General features: G+C 47.6%; 18 protein-coding genes and 1 riboswitch. Of the genes, 8 read left to right on the top strand and 10 right to left on the bottom strand.

The features are described from left to right. Positions 1 to 61 precede the first annotated feature (61 nt). The 7 genes from V6669_RS02375 to serS form a co-directional block, all read right to left on the bottom strand. Entirely contained in the window at positions 62 to 391 is a 330-nt protein-coding gene (locus V6669_RS02375; RefSeq protein ID WP_091038169.1) for a DUF952 domain-containing protein, read from the bottom strand. Between the two features lie 51 nt (positions 392 to 442). Then, complete coding sequence (locus V6669_RS02370) at positions 443 to 1,000, bottom strand: GNAT family N-acetyltransferase (protein WP_338590353.1); 558 nt, start codon at positions 998 to 1,000, stop codon at positions 443 to 445. 27 nt (positions 1,001 to 1,027) lie between these two features. Beyond that, entirely contained in the window at positions 1,028 to 1,435 is a 408-nt protein-coding gene (locus V6669_RS02365; protein WP_338590351.1) for a DUF2809 domain-containing protein, read from the bottom strand. A gap of 4 nt (positions 1,436 to 1,439) precedes the next feature. Then, a complete protein-coding gene (locus tag V6669_RS02360) occupies positions 1,440 to 1,991 on the bottom strand; it encodes a GrpB family protein (protein ID WP_338590349.1) in 552 nt (183 codons plus the stop codon). Beyond that, positions 1,988 to 2,188: a hypothetical protein gene (locus tag V6669_RS02355; protein WP_036673178.1), complete on the bottom strand. Its 201-nt coding sequence runs from the start codon at positions 2,186 to 2,188 to the stop codon at positions 1,988 to 1,990. The genes V6669_RS02360 and V6669_RS02355 overlap by 4 nt, the downstream gene beginning before the upstream one ends. A 186-nt stretch (positions 2,189 to 2,374) precedes the next feature. Continuing rightward, complete coding sequence (locus tag V6669_RS02350; RefSeq protein ID WP_338590346.1) at positions 2,375 to 3,481, bottom strand: Ig-like domain-containing protein; 1,107 nt, start codon at positions 3,479 to 3,481, stop codon at positions 2,375 to 2,377. Between the two features lie 273 nt (positions 3,482 to 3,754). Then, positions 3,755 to 5,053: a serine--tRNA ligase gene (gene serS / locus V6669_RS02345; RefSeq protein ID WP_338590344.1), complete on the bottom strand. Its 1,299-nt coding sequence runs from the start codon at positions 5,051 to 5,053 to the stop codon at positions 3,755 to 3,757. A gap of 388 nt (positions 5,054 to 5,441) precedes the next feature. Here serS and V6669_RS02340 point away from each other — a divergent pair, with 388 nt between their 5' ends. Then, the gene (locus V6669_RS02340) at positions 5,442 to 6,677 is read left to right on the top strand and encodes an MFS transporter (RefSeq protein WP_338590342.1); all 1,236 of its coding nucleotides are present in this window, start codon (positions 5,442 to 5,444) and stop codon (positions 6,675 to 6,677) included. A gap of 439 nt (positions 6,678 to 7,116) precedes the next feature. On the opposite strand, the gene V6669_RS02335 is transcribed toward V6669_RS02340, so the two are convergent. Continuing rightward, entirely contained in the window at positions 7,117 to 7,626 is a 510-nt protein-coding gene (locus V6669_RS02335) for a hypothetical protein (RefSeq protein ID WP_338590340.1), read from the bottom strand. Between the two features lie 173 nt (positions 7,627 to 7,799). Here V6669_RS02335 and V6669_RS02330 point away from each other — a divergent pair, with 173 nt between their 5' ends. The 7 genes from V6669_RS02330 (at position 7,800) to V6669_RS02300 (ending at position 13,690) form a co-directional block, all read left to right on the top strand. Further along, positions 7,800 to 8,186, top strand: a complete 387-nt coding sequence (locus V6669_RS02330; protein ID WP_338590338.1) for a VOC family protein — start codon at positions 7,800 to 7,802, stop codon at positions 8,184 to 8,186. Between the two features lie 17 nt (positions 8,187 to 8,203). Then, positions 8,204 to 8,959, top strand: coding sequence for an NAD(P)-dependent oxidoreductase (locus V6669_RS02325; protein WP_338590336.1), 756 nt, complete (start codon positions 8,204 to 8,206; stop codon positions 8,957 to 8,959). 145 nt (positions 8,960 to 9,104) lie between these two features. Further along, a riboswitch (TPP riboswitch) is annotated at positions 9,105 to 9,217 on the top strand. 309 nt (positions 9,218 to 9,526) lie between these two features. Then, positions 9,527 to 10,567: an ABC transporter substrate-binding protein gene (locus V6669_RS02320; RefSeq protein ID WP_338590334.1), complete on the top strand. Its 1,041-nt coding sequence runs from the start codon at positions 9,527 to 9,529 to the stop codon at positions 10,565 to 10,567. 216 nt (positions 10,568 to 10,783) lie between these two features. Continuing rightward, positions 10,784 to 11,074, top strand: a complete 291-nt coding sequence (locus V6669_RS02315) for a thiamine-binding protein (RefSeq protein WP_127551654.1) — start codon at positions 10,784 to 10,786, stop codon at positions 11,072 to 11,074. After that, positions 11,074 to 11,832 carry an ABC transporter permease gene (locus V6669_RS02310; RefSeq protein WP_338590330.1) on the top strand — a complete coding sequence of 253 codons (759 nt, stop codon included), beginning with the start codon at positions 11,074 to 11,076 and terminating at the stop codon, positions 11,830 to 11,832. The genes V6669_RS02315 and V6669_RS02310 overlap by 1 nt, the downstream gene beginning before the upstream one ends. Positions 11,833 to 11,869: 37 nt before the next feature. Continuing rightward, the gene (locus tag V6669_RS02305; protein ID WP_338590328.1) at positions 11,870 to 12,778 is read left to right on the top strand and encodes an ABC transporter ATP-binding protein; all 909 of its coding nucleotides are present in this window, start codon (positions 11,870 to 11,872) and stop codon (positions 12,776 to 12,778) included. A gap of 81 nt (positions 12,779 to 12,859) precedes the next feature. Beyond that, on the top strand, positions 12,860 to 13,690 hold the full coding sequence (locus tag V6669_RS02300) for a TatD family hydrolase (RefSeq protein ID WP_338590326.1): 831 nt from the start codon (positions 12,860 to 12,862) through the stop codon (positions 13,688 to 13,690). Positions 13,691 to 13,805: 115 nt separating this feature from the next. Here V6669_RS02300 and nfsA read toward each other — a convergent pair whose 3' ends face one another. Next, positions 13,806 to 14,549: an oxygen-insensitive NADPH nitroreductase gene (gene nfsA, locus V6669_RS02295; RefSeq protein WP_338590324.1), complete on the bottom strand. Its 744-nt coding sequence runs from the start codon at positions 14,547 to 14,549 to the stop codon at positions 13,806 to 13,808. Beyond that, a complete protein-coding gene (locus V6669_RS02290; RefSeq protein ID WP_315939289.1) occupies positions 14,542 to 15,141 on the bottom strand; it encodes a TetR family transcriptional regulator in 600 nt (199 codons plus the stop codon). Before V6669_RS02290 ends, nfsA begins: the two co-directional genes overlap by 8 nt. Positions 15,142 to 15,231: the final 90 nt, after the last annotated feature.

Genomic DNA, 15,231 nt, shown 5'->3' with positions numbered 1-15,231 from the left:
CCACCCTTCGGAAAAGTATGTTGTCCCCTGATCACGTCCAAACAGAAGCGTCACATGTTATTTATTCAGGAAATGAGAATGTGCCGTCTGCATTCGGTTCAAATGGAATGACTTTGCGAACCGCATCCAGATTGAGTTCTCCATAGATATGTGGAAATAGCTCATTCAATTCGTAGAGATCCTCATATACCAACTCTGGCTTTAACGCCTTCTCATCAATACTAAGTAATAATAGATCCGTGCGGCCTGCATAATATTGCCCGGCTACCCATGGGATCTGTTCCTTGGTGGAACAATGAATGAATCCGTCCGTCTCCAGGCTATCTGGTGCATACTCACTCCCCTTTGACACTTGCTCCCACAACGAACGGGAAATAATACTATAGATCATGGTTCCGCCTCCTTCAATTTCTGCGATGTACCCTATGTGTCATTGGAAGTATTATAGATCATCCCGAATACGGGAGTACAATTTTTGATCTGTAAATACACCTTTGATCTTCAACTGTTTGCGTATCAAACCTTCGTACGACATGCCCAGCTTCTCCATTACGCGTGCAGAGCCTATGTTGCCTGCATTACATTTTCCCTCCAGCCGATTGCAGTCCAGTTCCCGAAAGCAATAATCCACGATAGGTTGCATCGCTTCTGCTGCAAGCCCCTTACCCCATTGACTGCTGGCTATCGCGTACCCCAGTTCAGCACTCTGCATGGGTTCGTTGAGATGAAAAATGCCACCCCTCCCGATCAAGGTCTCTGTTTCCTTCAAAACAAAAGCCCAGATATGTACCGTTTTTCGTTCATAATTATCCAGTACTCGCTGAATATATTGAATTGAATCCTCCACTGACTCATGGCAGTTCCACAAGCTTTGCTGACTCACTAGCGGATCAGAGGCAAATGCATAATAATCTTCAAGATCATCCATCGCAAGGCGTCTAAGCTTTAACCTCTGTGTTTCGAATTCGGGCGATTCGGCAAAAAGTTTTTCTACATTCATCAGCGCACCTCCATGATTCACTTGAATTCAGGATCCAGCCATCTTATTTCTCAGGAAATAACGATCTATCATAACCATGCACAGAATACCGACCGAGTATCGAATCAGATCGATTACCAGAAAACCATGTCCCAAAATAAGAGCACCCCATACGGTTGAGCGTATCTCAATCAGCCAAGGCGTCTGAATCAACTGTGAGAACTCAATCATCCAGCTGAATACGCAGCTCAAACACATCGCCCATACCAAGCTGCGATGAGGCCACACCATGCGTACTCCGAAATAAATCATGCCCGCCCATAATGCATCCCCGAAATGTTCATGCACCCAACCCGGCAATCGTTCACCATAGTGTCTGGATGCGAGCCCTGCCGCCATGGTCATCATGACTGCGAAGAAATAGATCAGCCTGTCTCTGATAAGTACGCTTTTCAATCAATCACACGCCTTCATCAAGCACTTGTAAAATAAATTGCGTTTTGGCAGCGGTATACGATTCCCTGTCTTCTTTATTCTCATCAGCAAGCTTCATCTTCAGGACGGCATAAGCTTCCACCAGATCTGGGCGTTTTCTCAGCACATCCCGAAACCGAATTTGACGATCCCAACGGTCCTCTCCCGGGCGCATAAGATGAAGGTGCACAGCTCTCTTGCCATCCTTAACTCTCACCCAGAATCGTCTATAATCCCGGCCATCCAGTTCAGGCGGAACATAGTTCCAGCCCAACGGATTCAACTGATCGGCAATCAAATCCATGTCGTCCCATGACTGTACCTCTGCCATTAGATCAATAATGGGTTTGGCGGGTAACCCTGGAATGGACGTGCTTCCAATATGTTCGAATTGATGGATATTAAACTGCTGTAAAAAGTGTTTGATTTGCCGGATTTCATCCTGAGCCTGCGCATCCCAATTGGGGTTGGCCGGAGCAATCTCTACCGACTCTGTCGCCCAGGCAGGCCAGTTTTCCGGTTGCATTGGATCTTTCATTCAGGCACCTCCTCTTCACCATGACATTTTAAATGGTAACCTTCTCTGTATTTTTCATAGGTGCGTTGCTTCATGCGCTCAATCGTAGTACTCCGTTGAAATGTAAGTGTGGAACTTAGGGATAAAAGAAGATATTTCAGGTAAGCCAGATCACTAGAGTTAGCGTCTGAGCTTATAATCGATGCTTTCATTTTCATCCCATCCAATCCCCTTATATAGTTGTTAAAGCAGAAGGCATTTCAGATACATATTTCTATATATCCAAAAAGGAGCGTATGTCTACGCCCCTAGTTGTCTGTTACATTGATGATATTGATGATTTTAACGTGTCATGTACTGATTTTATCTTTGAATTGATGCAAAGCACTTCATTATATGAAGATTTATTTTACCGTCACAGGGATCGTCACTTTTTTGTTGCCCCACTTGGCCGTGATAGACGTTTTACCTTTGCCTACAGCCACGATCTTGCCATTTGTTACTGTCGCTACGCCCGGCTTTGTGCTGCTCCACACCGCACTGTTCGTCACAACAGTGGTTTTGCCAGTATCATACTGTGCCATCACACTCAGCGTTGTACTTCCCTGTGGGGATAAAACCAGTTTTTTCTGCCCTGTAATCAACTTTTTGAGCAAAGGTACAACGGTAACCTCTGCCTTTATTGTCTGATTTTGATAAATTCCTGTCAAGGTCGCTTGTCCTTCAGTCAGCGTTTTGACTGCTCCATTTTTCACGATAGCTACATTTGTATTGGAAGAGGTCCATATCACTTGTTTCGAAAGGTTAATGGTTTTGCCATTCGCGTAGGTGCCGATCACCTTCAACGCTTTGGACTTCTTGATGTTCAGCTGCATTGTGGCAGGAGTGACTTCAACTTTGGTAATCTCATCCGTCACAGCAACGGGGACTTTCACGATCGTTGTTCCATATTTGCCTTGCAGCAATACTCTGCCAGGTGTAACGCCTTTGATTTTACCGTTTTCCAGCACAGCCGAAGAAGTGGATACGGACCACACAATCTCAGACGTCACATCCTCTTCCTTACCATTCGCACGGGTAATGCTTACTTTCGGAAGGTTGCTTTCACTGCCTTTTACAAAACTGTAGGATTTCGGTGAAGCTTTGATGCTTTTGATCTTCTCCTGCACCTGGACAACCAACTGGGCTTTAGCCCCGTCTACCTCTGCAAAAATGGTTGCTTCGCCTGCGGCTACAGCCTTGACTTTGCCTTTCACCATCGTCGCAACCGCTGCATTACTGGTGGACCAAGTCACGCCCTCGGTAACATCCTGCTTGTTATCAAAACCTTCTACCGTTGCCATCACCTGAAGCGCAGCTGTTTCGGAAACACTCATCTTCTGCGGGCTGTTATTGGTTATTTCAATCGATTTCACGTCACCGGTAGCCGCCAAGGCCAACGAAGGGACTAGTACGGTCAATGCCATAATTAGAGCAAGCGTGCCTCGAAGCGCCAGTTTGATTCTATTCATTTTTAATTTCCAACTCCCATAATCCAATATTTTACTTCTATTATATTATATCGGATACGAATTGCATAAAGTTGAATAACATAAGTGGGAGTCTTTGAACAATTCATGAGATCAGCGTGTAATCGTTATAAAAACCTTTGAATCTAGCCCAACATAGTAGGAGCTTGGTTTATGTAAATACTATTTCAGTTGAAAAGGGGATGTCCATCGTCACATGCAACATGACGTTTGGAACATCCCCTTTTTGAATTACTAGAGCGTTACCTAACCTCTCTACTTCACTTCATCCTGCTCTGGCAAAATCAAGCTCTCGGCCCCGCCCATATAGGGCCGCAGGGCTGCCGGAATGCGAATGCTTCCATCCTCCTGCTGATGATTCTCAAGCAAAGGTATCAGGATACGCGGCGACGCTACGGCCGTATTATTCAGCGTGTGACAATAGGCCAACTTACCTTCGGCATCCAGGCAACGAATATTCGAACGGCGCGCCTGAAAATCATGCAGATTCGACGACGAATGCGTTTCTCCATATGCATCGCGGCTTGGCATCCAGGTCTCAATGTCATACTGTTTGTACGTTTTCTGCGACATATCCCCGGTACATACAGCGACAACACGATACGGCAGTTCCAATAATTGCAGCAATTCTTCAGCGTGTCCTGTAATCTCTTGCAGCATGCGCTCCGATTCTTCCGCATCAGGGGCACAGAGGATGACCTGCTCAACTTTGGCAAATTGGTGCACCCGATACAATCCGCGTACATCACGTCCGCCGGAGCCAACTTCACTGCGGAAACACGTCGATACCGCGGCCAGCTTCACAGGCTCTTGAACATCAACAATCTCATCCGCATAATACGATACCAGCGGCACTTCAGAAGTTCCCACCAGCCACTTGTTCTCCCCTTCGAGTTCATAGACCTGATCTCGACCGGTTGGGAAGAATCCGGTGTTCACCAGTGCATCCTCCCTGACCATCAGCGGTACCTCCATTGGTGTAAACCCATGCTTCAGCAACAGATCCAAGGCAAGTTGCTGTACTGCCCGATGTAATAACAGACCAGCGCCTTTTAATACATAGCTTCGTGTACCACCAATCTTAACTCCACGGGGAATATCGATGAGATCATGCAACTCCCCAAGTTCCACGTGATCTTTGGTATTATACTCGAACGTTGGCACCTCTCCCACACGTCGCAGCTCTACATTATCCGCATCCGACGAGCCATTGGGGGTATCCGGGGATACGATATTGGGTACCAGCCATTGCAGCTTGGTTACTTCCTCCTGCACAGGGGCCAGCCTCGCTTCCACCTGTTCCAACTGTTCATTGAGCTGTTTCACCTGGGCCCGCAAACCCTCAGCCTGTTGCCGATCCCCAGCTTGCATGAGTCTGCCAATGTCTGCAGATAACGTATTGCGCAATCTGCGCCCTTCTTCCGATTCCTGCAAAAGTGCTCTGCGTTCCTCATCCCGCTCCAGCAATGTGCGAATGCTGATATTAATTTTTTTCCCGTCCGCTGCCGCCTGAACCTCTTCTTCATGTGCACGAATCCACTTCATTTCCAACATGGTCACCGTCTCCTTTGGCTGTAAAAATGCAAAGAGCGCCCTCATCCCTTGGGACGAGGAGCGCTCTGCTCGCGGTGCCACCCAACTTGCTGAATCAGGATATCCTGCTTCCAGCCTCTTGGTCCGCGATAACGGGCGGTTCCGGTTAACTTGGGGAAATATCGCTCCCCTGGCGAAAACGCCTCCGAGTTGGATTCTCTTCAACGGCATGGTCCGATCTGTAATTGTTGTGTCTCAGTATATATGAACGCCGGACCAAATTGCAACCTTTTGTATCGATCAGGAATTCATGGCACAACTTAACACGTCCTGTTATGATAGACTTTGTCTTCAAGATTGCGCTTTATTGTGATCCTCAATTTGTGTATATAAGTAGAAGGAGTTCTTTATGAAAAAATTACTTTGGATCGGATGTCTGTCCTATTTCCTGATTGGACTTGCCCACGTTGTGCTCGGTTCCATTCTACCGGTTGCACTTGAACATTACGGCAAAGATTATAGCCAAGGCGGAACGCTGATTTTTGCTCAATTTGCCGGATTCCTCGGTGGTGTATTGTTATCTCCATGGCTGAACAGACGCTTTGGTAAACGCGGGGGCCTGTTAATCGCCACAGCGTTGCTCTGTATTGCAGAATTATCCTATATGCTGCTGCCACCATGGGGCTGGATGTTCGTCATTGCACCCGCTGCCGGCTTTGGGTTCGGAATGGTTGAAGCAGTCATTGGTACCATTATCATCGCTGCAATCAAAGACAATACAGCCGTTGCCATGAGTCGACTGGAAGTGTTATTTGGGATCGGAGCGATGGTCATGCCGCTCATTGCCAGCGGTCTGATTGCTGCCGGATACTGGCGCCTTTCCTTTCTCGTTGTTGCGATCTGCGCAGCGCTGACCTTTGTTTTCTGGGCAAAAGGATCATTCGGTGAACTCGATAAGTTTCTGGAGCGACAGAGTTCAAATAAAAGTTCAGTACATGCCCACACCGCTGGGACATCGGGTGAGATGCATCCCGCATCTGCAAGTACGCCCAGTCCAACCTATCGTGGCCGTAACAGAACTCTTCTGGTGTTATTCGTCCTGTTCTTCTTCCTATATGTTGGCACCGAGATGAGTCTTGCGAACTTCATGCCAGCGATTCTGATTGAGAAAATGAACATGAAAGAAGCCGGAGCAGCGCTTAGTGTCACCTGTTTCTGGATTGCCATGTCCGTAGGACGACTCTTCGCCGGGTATGTCGCAGAGAAATTCCAATACCGCGTCTACGTTCTGTACAGTTGTCTCGCATCTGTTCTTTTGTTAATGGTATTTCCATTTACAAACCAAATCTGGTCTGCATTTCTCATCATCTTGCTGCTTGGACTTGCGATGTCAGGCATTTTCTCTATTGCCCTTGTCTTCGCCAGTAAACTGCTGCCCGGAACCGAAGAATCCACACCCAGTATTTTGATTGCCTCAGGTGGGGTTGGCGGTGCCATTCTGCCTTTGACCACGGGATGGAGTCTGGATCATCTGGCGGTTAATCAATCTGCATGGATGCTTGCGATCTTTGCAGTTGGCCTGCTTGTTATTAGCGTGATCACGTATCAATGGCAGAACAAATATGTGGTAGATACAGCGACTTAACAGTTATGTGTCGATGCAGGCCTGAACCTGAGAATTAGAATCAGAAATAGAATACCTATTATAGAGATTGAGATGTCCACCGCCATGAATTGGCGATGGACATTTTTTTGTAGCGTTACTCTGTTCTAGCGAACCTAGCACACGCTATTTATCTGCATTTCAGGATATTTGAAATCTAACGAATCCTAGAGACGTTATTATAGGTAATTATCTAAAATTCAAGGTCTCGTTGAAGGTTTTTTGCATAATAACGCCGCTGAGATTCGTTAGATTTTTCATTCCCTAAAAACTGGCCTAATAAGGTGTCCTCGATTCGTTAGCGCTGTTATCATGGTGGAAAGTGTCCTATCTTTATTCTCTGATCACCTTTCATTAAAGGTGAGCATATGATCTATTCATTTGCACAAGATTGCCCAGGAAATACTTATGGCCAACCGAATCACACACTTTTGTTAACGACAGGCATTACGGGCCCGTTATCCTTGATGAATTTACCAAATACATATCGGACGAGTGGCCCCAAAATGATCAATTGATATGGAAGCGCCAGGCTGAAGTTACGAGCGATTGTATGAAGGTACGTACGGAGTACGAATGACCCACTTAATTGATCCGCGAGATATGCCGAGATCATTCCATACATGGACATGATCAGTACCATGCCAATCACCATAAAAAATGACATAGCAAGCACACCCAAAATCTTGTTGGACTTGTCGAAGGGCAAGGAGAATGCAATCTTTCTCGCCACAGGGCCAACAATGAAAGACTCCACCAGAAACGCGATGACAAAACATAATATGAATTGAAGCAGTATCTCAAGCGGGGACATCTTGCCGAGTAACCCACTGTGCCATAGATTGAAGAACATCATGACCAAGACCATTCCTGTACACATCATTAATCCGAAAATAATTTGTTCCTTCTTGCTTGCTGGCAATTCTCTCATCCTCTCTGTTTACCTTCGTAATTATAGAGATGAGGAAACCCTCCACATAAGTGAACATTATGTGAACATTTATGGTTTTTTCAAATTAAAATCCGATTTGACAACCTCGTAGTACAGCCCTATGATATCCCTTAAAATGGTAGAGAATTTACTACATTTGGAGGAATATAATTATGAGTTTTCAAAAGCGCATTGACCACGTTGGCATTGCCGTTCGTGATCTGGAGACCACGCTGCGTTTCTACACAGAGGTTGTTGGATTGGAACTGAAAGACCGGGTGACGCATACCAACGGCGTTATTCAGCTTGCCTTCCTCGGCTTCAATGGAAGTAACGAGACTGAGATTGAGTTAATTCAAGGATACAGCGACAAGCTGCCTTCCGAAGGTACGGTGCACCATTTTGCGATCCACGTGGATGATCTTGATTCTGAGTACAAACGTATCCAAGCCACCGAAGCCGAATTTATCGATGGAGAGATTATCACACTGCCTAACGGTTACCGCTACTTCTTCATCTATGGACCTGAAAAGGAATGGATTGAGTTCTTCCAGCGCTAAGAATTGGAGTTGATTTCATGAACATTTTAATTACGGGCGCAGCCGGGAAAATTGGACGTGATTTGTCCCAATACTTGTCAGAAGCATATCACCTGCGACTAACGGATTTGAATACCGACAGACTGCAAACGTATCAAGAAACCCGTCATGAGATCATGACACTGGATGTGACAGACCCCGAAGCCTGTCAGCATGCATGCGAAGGCATGGATGTGGTTGTACATCTGGCGGGAGACCCTTCCCCGCATGCCGGATTCTATGAATCGTTGTTGGATATCAATATCAAAGGTACATTTAATGTATTCCGTGCAGCTAAAGACCAAGGTGTACGAAGAGTCATTCTTGCAAGCAGTGCACAGACGATTGAGGGGTATCCCATTGATGCTCAAGTCTATCCGGACATGCCAACACGCCCACGGAATTTGTACGGGGTTAGCAAATGTTTTGGAGAATCACTCGCTTCCTATTTTGCGTATACCGAGGGTTTACAAAGTGTTGCGATACGTATAGGTGCATATGATGATTTTCAACCAGACGGACCCGTGCTGGAGGCAAGGGATATGAGCGCGTATATTAGTCCGGCTGACTTGTGTGATTTGATGTTCAAAGCAATTACAACTACTGATCTGGAACCCTTCACCATACTGCATGGGATCTCGAATAATCGGTTTAAACGATTGAATCTGGAAACCACTCAGAAACAGGTAGGTTATGAGCCCAAATCCGATGCTTTTGCACTCAGTCAGATTGCCTTATATGATTCCCCACGATAATTATTGAAAATAACACATCCAAACAGACTGTTATACATATGTATAACGGTCTGTTTGATAAGTTCATACGTGTCCCCATCCAGTTCCTGACTGGACACGTTCCACCGGCTGGCCTATAATTACACCTAGTAATGCCCGTAACTTCATAGTTTCCCAGGGGAGTCGGAATTGGCCGGCTGAGAGTGTATCCCACCAAGATACTAACCCTTAGACCTGATCTGGATCATGCCAGCGTAGGAATCGGAGTATATCGAAATGGCACAGCCCTATGGCTGAACGCCACCTCTCTAACGCCTGCACGCGTCCCGGATTACGGGACGCTTTTTTTGTTACTATCAGAAAGTATAAGTTTGGAAGCATCACCTTTCTGATATTGCATGAAAAACTGCCGCTAAACGCGGTCTGGCTTCCTTGAATGACATCGATGGACGTTTTATTTTCGTTCAAAAATAACGTCATCCAGATCTCAACTGGTATAAATCTGTCGATTTATGCAAGATGATTGGATATGAAGCCAAGGAGTACCCCGTGCCAATCGGCCGGACATACCGAAGGAGAGAATCACAGATGAAATGGCGTAAAACGATAGGATTGTTGCTCTTATGCGTGCTTATGGTGACTGTAGCCGCATGTGGCGGCAAAGAAGCTGCCCCGGCAGAACAGAACAGCAACACAAATAAGGAAAGCAGCAACGAAGGTGACACTGCCGCCTTAAAGGATATTAAAGTGGTGCTCGACTGGACACCAAATACGAATCATACCGGCCTGTATGCGGCTGTAGATCAAGGTTTTTACAAGGCCGAAGGCTTAAACGTAGAGATTGTTCAACCAGGTGCCGGTGGCGCGGATACGATGGTTGCCTCCAATGAAGTACCGTTTGGCGTAAGTTATCAGGAGAGTGTAACTCAAGCCCGCACACAGGGTGTTCCTCTCGTCTCCATCGCAGCAGTTATTCAGCATAATACATCCGGGTTCGCTGCTCCGGCGGATCGGAATATCAAATCACCGAAGGATTTTGAAGGTAAAACCTATGGCGGTTGGGGTTCCCCAGTCGAAGAAGCCGTGATGCAATCCATTATGGAAGGCGACGGAGCAGATGTATCCAAAGTGAAAAACATTAACATGGGTGACGCTGACTTTTTCACCGCAGTGAAACGGGACATTGATTTCGCATGGATTTTCTACGCTTGGACGGGGATTGAAGCCGAACTTCGCGGGGAACCAATCGACATGTTATATGTGAAGGATTATTCAGAAGCATTGGATTATTACACACCTGTCCTTGTAACAAACGAGCAGACGATCCAAAACGACCCTGAGCTGGTGAAAGCATTCCTGAAAGCCACCTCCGAAGGGTATCAATATGCGATTGATCATCCCGAAGACGCGGCGAACATTCTGATCAAGGCTGTACCGGATCTGGACAAGGAATTGGTCCTGGCAAGCCAGAAGTGGCTTAGTCCCAAGTACACAGATGACGCCACGCGCTGGGGTGAGCAAAAACAGGAAGTGTGGCAGAACTACACCGACTGGATGTTTAGCAAAAAACTGCTCGATGAACAGATCGATGTAAGCAAAGCATATACAAACGAGTTTTTACCCCAATAAAAATTGCTTAAGTTTAACTTTTTTACACAAGAACGAAGAGTGCAGAACCCATCTGAAGAAACAAAGTGTTCGCCTTTATCCCCGGATTTCCCCATTGAAAATGGATTCAAGAAATCTGGGGATAACAGCGATCAGAAGAGGGTACTGCAATCGGAGTGATAAGTGTAAACCTGGTTCAATTCATGCAATTTATCACGAAAGGAGCCGTGATCTCTCATGGCAAGCACACTACTTAGCATTCAGGTTATTCCCAAAACGCCAAATGGCGAGAATTCTTATCCTTACGTAGATCGCGCCATTGAAGTTATTCAGCAATCCGGCCTGAAATATCAGGTGAACGCGCTCGACACCACGATGGAGGGAGAACTGGAGGAACTGCTCGAGGTTGTCCGTAAAATGCACGAGGTACTTGTGGAGGCTGGCAGCCCAAGCATCATCTCCCAGATCAAAATCGCCCATAGCCCTGCTGGCTTCAGCATGGATACCCTGACGGAGAAGTATCGCTAATGCATGCCTATTTCAAAAATGTATGGCCGCCCATTGTGGCGGTTATTCTCTTTATAGCGATATGGCAGGGAGCCGTCTCCCTCTTCCATATTGAGAAATGGATGCTACCTGCACCATCCGACATCGCCCGCGAAGCGGCAACCCAGGCCGAGCGGCTTGGCATGCACGCTTCCGCAACCATTCAGTTAACGCTGATCGGATTCGCGGCTGGCACCGCGGTTGGTTTATTAATTGCGATGGTGCTGCATTTGGTCCCTTTTCTCAAGTCAGCCCTGTATCCTTTACTTATTCTTAGTCAAAATATCCCAACCATCGCGCTCGCACCGCTTCTGTTAATCTGGTTCGGATTCGGGCTGTTGCCCAAGCTGATTACGATCATCCTGGTATGTTTCTTCCCCGTTGCAGTGGCGGCCATGGATGGCTTGACCCGTACTGACGCGGCGATGATGAACTATATGCGCATGGCTGGTGCGAAACGTCATCAGATCTTCTGGAAGCTGGAGCTCCCCCATGCGCTGCCATCCGTGTTCTCCGGTGTCAAAATCGCTGCTACCTATAGCGTGATGGGTGCCATCATCGCCGAATGGATTGGTGCAGACAAGGGTATTGGTTATTATATGATGCTGCAAAAGTCGGCTTATCGTACGGACCGCCTATTCGTGGCGATCATGATTATTGTCGCGCTCAGCTTGCTGCTCTTCCTGTTCATTGCCCTGCTGGAGAAGCTACTCGTGCGCTGGCGGCCACAGAAGCGATAATAAAGAAGTAATCTGTATATTAGGAAGTGATGACCATATGAATCGGCAACAGGACGAACAAGTCCAGCCTGGACGAGGAGCAAGTGTAGTGGAGCCAACGCACGGTGAAAAGTTAAACTCGGCTACGCCTGATCGACCTGCCAATACGACTCCTACTCCGGTTCCACCTGCACTGGACGTTGTTCATGTTCATGCATCATTCCGTGAACGGCGGAGCAGGTTACCGGTTCTGAACGGCCTGTCCCTGACTGTGGAGCAAGGCGAGTTTGTCGCAATCGTTGGACCATCCGGCTGTGGTAAAAGCACCCTATTCCATATCATTGGCGGTCTGCTGAAGCCACAGGAAGGGCAAGTGCTCATGAACGGTCATGATGTGACGGGCCAACGGGGCAAGATCAGTTATATGCCACAACAGCCCGCCCTTTTCCCGTGGCGTACCATTGAAGACAATGTACTGCTTGCTGGTGAAGTAGCTTCGAGTGCTCCCCCTCGGGCTGAAGCACTTGCAGAAGCTCGTAAGTGGTTAAGCAGCGTGGGTCTTGCCGGGTTTGAGCAAGCATACCCTCATATGCTGTCTGGCGGAATGCAGCAGCGTGCTGCATTTTTGCGTGCCCTGCTCAGTCCGCAGGAACTCATGCTGCTGGACGAACCTTTCAGCGCGCTGGATGCACTGACACGTAGCGACATGCAACGCTGGCTGCTCGATATCTGGGAACAGAACCGCCGCTCGGTGCTGTTCATCACCCATAATATCGAAGAAGCACTGCTGCTTGCGGATCGGGTCTATGTGTTATCCAACCGACCTGCAACAGTGTTGCACGAGGTACATGTTCCTTTTGATCGCCCAAGACGAGAAGAAATTACGGAGGAATCCGCTTTTCTGGAGCGTAAACGGCAGATTTCACAGTGGATGAGAGAAGAACAGCAGAAAGCCCGCCTATCTTGATAGCGCGGGTTTTTAAGTTATTATTTTCCTTTAATGGGTGATCCACTACAAGGAATTCTGCGTAACATAGTTAGAATATAAATGAACACAAGGAGGAATTCCCTCGTGCATTCTCAAGCTTTTGCACCATTAATTGATGCTCATATTCACTTCGATCAGTATACCCCTGACGAACAACGCGAGATGCTGCTATCTTTCCCGTCTCAGCAGGTCGAAGCCGTCATAGCCGTGTCCATGAATCTCGCTTCTGCCCAGGCCAATCTGGAGCTTGCCAAGCAACATCCACGCACCATCTATCCAGCCTTCGGTTTCCATCCGGAACAGGAACTGCCGTCCGCTGAAGAAATGGACCTGTTCTTCCAATGGATCGAGAAGCATATGGGACAAGCCATAGCAATAGGAGAAGTCGGCCTTCCCTATTACAACCGTCTGGAAGCGGAACAGGCAGGGCAGCGCTTCGATCAGAGCGGGTATATCAAGCTGCTTGAACGTTTCATCCAACTCGCCAAAAAGTATAACAAACCACTTGTACTTCATGCGGTATACGATGATGCAGATATCGTCTGTGATCTGCTGGAGCAATATCAGTTCCGACGCGCCCATTTCCATTGGTTCAAAGGATCCCGCGAAACGATACGGCGTATGGCTGACAACGGTTATTTCATCTCTTTCACGCCGGATATTCGGTATGAAGAAGAGATTCGTGAACTCGCCCGGCAATATCCATCAGAACAAGTGATGGCCGAGACCGACGGACCTTGGCCCTTCGAAGGGCCATTTCAGGGACGAATAACACACCCGGCCATGACCAGACAGGTCATCCAGGCATGGAGTGAAATCACTGGCATGGGAACCGAGCGGGCCGCCCGTCTCTTTTATCAGAACACAAAGCGTTTCTATGGCTTAACTTAAGTACCAGCTGGTAGCAGCAAGCACTCTCGCTTGCCCTGCCAACACAGCACTTTACAACAAAGCACAAAGAAGCCAGTCGGTTTCGCTCCGACTGACTTCTAATTTACTATATAACTTAACGCTTCAAGAATCCTTTGCCTTCCAGGAACGGTCTCACTTGCAACCTTGTCGGCTCAGTCAGGCGCTTCGCCATCAGTTCGGACCATGGGGTCGTTCGTTCACCATTGGTCCGTTCTTTCATGTACGCCGTCGTTGTCTCGTCGTACTGCTCAACACCTTTGATGCTCTGCTCGGCATTATAGCGATTATGATGCAGCACTGCATCCAGTGGCAGACGCGGGCGAATTCCCGTTTCCTGATCTGCAACACCAATACACATGCCATACACCGGATATACTCCTTCCGGCAAACCCAGCAACTCGGCTACTTCCTCAATTCGGGTACGAAGCCCGCCAATATATACGATTCCGAACCCTAGTGACTCCGCTGCAAGAGCGGCGTTCTGGGAAGCCAATGCAGCATCAATCGTAGCTACCATGAAATTCTCGGTTGAATCGGCATACGATTCCTTCTCAGGAAGATGACGTTTCGCAGCATCACTCAGCCGATACAGATCAGCACACCATACGAGAAATACCGGACATTCATTGACATAGGCCTGGTTGCCTGCCAATTCAGCCAGCTTGGCTTTCTGCTCTAAGTTAGTCACAGCAATTACGGTATAGGCTTGCACACTACTTGAAGAGGAAGCCATCTGTCCAGCCGCTACGATGGCTGCAAGCTGCTCTTCACTTACCGGGTCTGGCTTGAATTTGCGTACAGAGCGGTGTTTCATCATCAACTCAATGGTTTCATTCATGGTGGTTCACTCCCAATCCTCGAAGTACGAACTCAATTGTCTGCTCAGCGAGCTCGTCTGTATTCATATCTTGATAATCAAAGCCAAATCGTGAATTCTTGGCCCGTTTGTGCGCCAAAGCCACACCCATAACCTGAAGCATCGCATAAGATACGGACTCGACCCGGAACAACCCCTGGTCTTTTCCTTCTTGCAGCAGTTCCCTCACTCGGGTCCAGACAGGGTCCAAAAAACGAAATACGGTAGCTGTGCGATGTGTACGCAGTGTAATTTCAAGCTGCACAATATCGCTCATCTCCCGATCCGTCATCGTGAACTTCACAACTTCACCAATAATTCGGCGGATACCTTCCACAGGCGAGGACACGGACTCTTCAGCCAGCGCGTTCATCATATGCCCAGGAAAAAAATGCTCAAATAACGCTTCGAACACCTTTTCTTTGCCGCCAAAATGATAAGACACCAACGACACATTGGCACCTGCCTCATCACATATTTGACGAACACTCGTCCCGTCATACCCCTGCTGTGCAAAAAGCTTCTTGGCTGCAAGCAATATCCTCGTTTTGATATCCAACTCCGGTTCCGTCATTCCGTTCCGCTCCCTCTTGTCCGTTCATCTCATTCGCTCCAGCTCAAGGACTGCAGCCAGCGACTCATCTGTCTATTATATTACACCAAG

The sequence above is a fragment of the Paenibacillus sp. Y5S-9 genome (genome assembly GCF_036894235.1).
Classification (GTDB): Bacteria; Bacillota; Bacilli; order Paenibacillales; family Paenibacillaceae; genus Paenibacillus.
The sequence above is the reverse complement of the archived record's forward strand: the minus strand, read 5'-3'. Positions and strand labels throughout refer to the sequence as shown.